At 68.3% G+C, this 2,753-nt stretch carries 4 protein-coding genes; 2 read left to right on the forward strand and 2 right to left on the reverse strand.

The window, feature by feature from the left end:
• Window positions 1-440: 440 nt before the first annotated feature.
• A complete protein-coding gene (locus tag VF665_RS13535) occupies window positions 441-938 on the forward strand; it encodes a hypothetical protein (RefSeq protein ID WP_331053961.1) in 498 nt (165 codons plus the stop codon).
• A gap of 111 nt (window positions 939-1,049) precedes the next feature.
• Here VF665_RS13535 and VF665_RS13540 read toward each other — a convergent pair whose 3' ends face one another.
• Together VF665_RS13540 and VF665_RS13545 are read right to left on the reverse strand one after the other, a co-directional pair.
• Window positions 1,050-1,583 carry a YbjN domain-containing protein gene (locus VF665_RS13540; protein WP_331053962.1) on the reverse strand — a complete coding sequence of 178 codons (534 nt, stop codon included), beginning with the start codon at window positions 1,581-1,583 and terminating at the stop codon, window positions 1,050-1,052.
• Window positions 1,584-1,585: 2 nt separating this feature from the next.
• The gene (locus VF665_RS13545; RefSeq protein WP_331053963.1) at window positions 1,586-1,765 is read right to left on the reverse strand and encodes a hypothetical protein; all 180 of its coding nucleotides are present in this window, start codon (window positions 1,763-1,765) and stop codon (window positions 1,586-1,588) included.
• 174 nt (window positions 1,766-1,939) lie between these two features.
• On the opposite strand from VF665_RS13545, the gene VF665_RS13550 reads away from it, so the two are divergent.
• Window positions 1,940-2,753: DNA/RNA non-specific endonuclease (locus tag VF665_RS13550; protein WP_331053964.1), on the forward strand; the 814-nt coding region annotated here is incomplete at its 3' end.

Consider the following 2,753-nt stretch of genomic DNA (forward strand, 5'->3'; position numbering starts at 1 on the left):
CGCGGGCGTCGCCGGAGGGTGAACAGCACCGCGGGCGTCGCCGGAGGGTGAACAGCACCGCGGGCGTCGCGGCGGGCATCGCCGGGGGCGTGAACAGCACCGCGGGCATCGCCGTAGGGTGAACAGCACCGCGGGCGTCGCCGGAGGGTGAACAGCACCGCGGGCGTCGCCGGGGGCTGAAGCCCCCGGCTGGAACTACGCGAAGTCCGCAGAAGCGGACTGGGTGCCGCCGTGTCCCAAAATTTTTTGTCATCCTGAGCGAAGCGCCTCTCTGTCCTCGCCCGTGCGCGATCGCTCGGCGCGGAGCGAAGGATCTACTGCGCGTGCCGCGAGGGTCGCCGTGGACGCTGGTCTCTTCGCTCGCCGACAGACGGCGGTGTCGCATACTTTGAGGTCGCTATCATTCCATCGCACCAACAATTGCAACTCGCGAATACAGAATGCTCCGCTCACTGACGCTGGCGCTCGTCGCCTGCACGATTTTCTGCGCACCAGGGCGCGGCCAGACTTCCCCCGCGACGCCCGGGGACTCGCTGCTCCAGGCCGCACGCGCCGATGCGGACCGGGATGCGCGGGACCCGTTCGTGGGCGGCTACTTCGGCTCCAGCTTCCTGGGTGGGGCGGCGCTCGGCCTCATGGCGCCCATCGTCGCGCTGTTTCCGAACCGGGAAACGGCTACGGTCGCGGCCGCGGGTGGGGTGCTCGTGTTCGCGACCTTTGATCAGGCGGGGCAGCCGGTGAGGACGCTTCCGGACTCCATCCGGTGGCGCGTCGCGGAGGAGCCACCCGAGTATCAGGAGGCTTACCGCGCGGCGTATGCACAGCGCCTGACAAGACGGCGCGTCAGGGCGGCGAAGACGGGAGGGATTACCGGTGCGCTGGCGGGGGTGGGGTTCTTTGGGTTCCTGGCGTATTCGTTCGCGACGGCGGATTTCTGAGCTGCAATGGACGGGTCGCGGTCCTGTAAGCGGAGGGCGGTGCAGCGCGGGGCACGGGCAGCCACGTGGGGCTGCCCCTACGGGATTGCGTGCGGTGGGGCGGCTTGATGTTCAGCGCTCGGCGTCGGCGACGGCTTCGGCGGGGGAGGTGCCTGCGTAGACGACGCGCATGACGGCGGGATAGTAGCGGTCGAAGCCGGCGACGCTGGCGCGCACCAGGTTCTGCACCATCGTCTCGCCCAGCACGCCGCCCTCCATGTCCACGCTGGCCTTGTAGCGGATCTCGCCGTCCTCCATGTCCATCTCGAAGTTGCCCACGCGCAGGCCGTAGTTGGCGCGGGTGAGCACCTCGCACACCTGCAGGCGCTTGTCGGGGGGCACGCGGAAGCCCACGCGCGCGTAGCAGCACACGATCTCCAGCTTCTCGTCCACGCGGAAGAGGAAGCTGTAGACGGTGTGCTCGCCCGCCATCTCGCACACCAGGCCGTCGCTCTCGGACTCGGTGTAGCTCCAGTCCATGGCGTCCAGCGCGCCGCGCACGATGGGGAGAAGCACCGGCACCTCGACTCCGGAATGGATCTCCCGGAGGAGGCGGTCCACCTCCGTCTCGTCGGATTCGAAGCCGGGGTCGTCGCCGGGGCTCATGGTCAGTCGCTCCGGCCCGGATCGGAGTTGGTGGTGCCGCCGACGGAATCCAGCGCGGGCGTGGGTGCCATCCCGCTATCCACCACCGCGGCGTCGCCCTTCGCTCCGGACTGCCCCGCATCGCCGCCGCACGCCGCCAGCGCCACCGCGGCCAGCACGATCCCCACCATTCGCTTGCGCATCGCAGATCCCGTTTTCCCGAGGAGCTTCAACCGACCCCCCGGCGAGCCGCGCAAGGGCGGTGCCGGGCCGGCGAACAGCCATACCGTCCGTGTTCAAACGCGGGCATCTACATTGCAGGTTCGAAAGAGTCCCTCCCGGAAGGTCAAAATCCCTCGTCAAAGGATGGAACGCGCATGCCGTTTCCCCGCATTGCCGCGCGCGCACGCGTGGCGCTCGGCGCCGTAGCCGCCGCGCTGCTGGCCGCCTGCTCCGCCGACGCTCCCACCGCGACCTCCCCGACTCCGCAGGAACCCCGCTTCTACACCTACCCGAACGCCATCTACAGGAGCCACATCGAGTTCGGCGCGCCCATCGGGTCCCCTTCCAGCGACGTGCGGCTCTCCAAGAACACGCATTATCTCTCCTACAACTGCACGCGCGGCGGGCCCAACTGGGTGTCGTGGAACCTCAACAAGACGCACTATGGCGATGCGCCGCGCGCCACGAGCTTCTACTCGGACGCGACGCTCCCCAGCGGATGCTACCGGGTAACCACCTCGGACTACACCAACTCCGGCTACAGCCGCGGCCACATGGTGCGCAGCGAGGAGCGGACGTGGTCCACCGATCAGAACAAGCAGACCTTTCTGATGACCAACATCCTGCCGCAGTACCAGGACCTGAACGGCGGGCCGTGGTACAAATTCGAGCAGTACCTGCAGACGCAGGCGCAGACGTACGACAAGGAGATCTACATCATGGCCGGCGGCTACTCGTACAGCGGCACGCTGCTGAACGCGGGCAAGGTGGCCATCGCCCGGCGCAACTACAAGATCGCGCTGCTGATGCCCGCGGGTCAGGGGCTGGCGCAGGCCACCAGCACCGGCGCGCTGCAGGTGATCGCCATCGACATGCCGAACACCACGGGGATCGCGTCGCACTCGTGGGAGACGTACCGCACCACGGTGGACGCCATCGAGAGCAAGACCGGCTACGACTTCCTCCCGC

It is taken from the genome of Longimicrobium sp. (assembly GCF_036387355.1).
Taxonomy (GTDB): Bacteria; Gemmatimonadota; Gemmatimonadetes; order Longimicrobiales; family Longimicrobiaceae; genus Longimicrobium.

What these genes read in the sequence shown, in the direction of transcription:
- VF665_RS13535 (WP_331053961.1), top strand. Translation starts at nt 441, where the DNA reads ATGCTCCGCTCACTGACGCTGGCGCTCGTCGCCTGCACGATTTTCTGC.
- VF665_RS13540 (WP_331053962.1), bottom strand. Translation starts at nt 1,583, where the DNA reads ATGAGCCCCGGCGACGACCCCGGCTTCGAATCCGACGAGACGGAGGTG.
- VF665_RS13545 (WP_331053963.1), bottom strand. Translation starts at nt 1,765, where the DNA reads ATGCGCAAGCGAATGGTGGGGATCGTGCTGGCCGCGGTGGCGCTGGCG.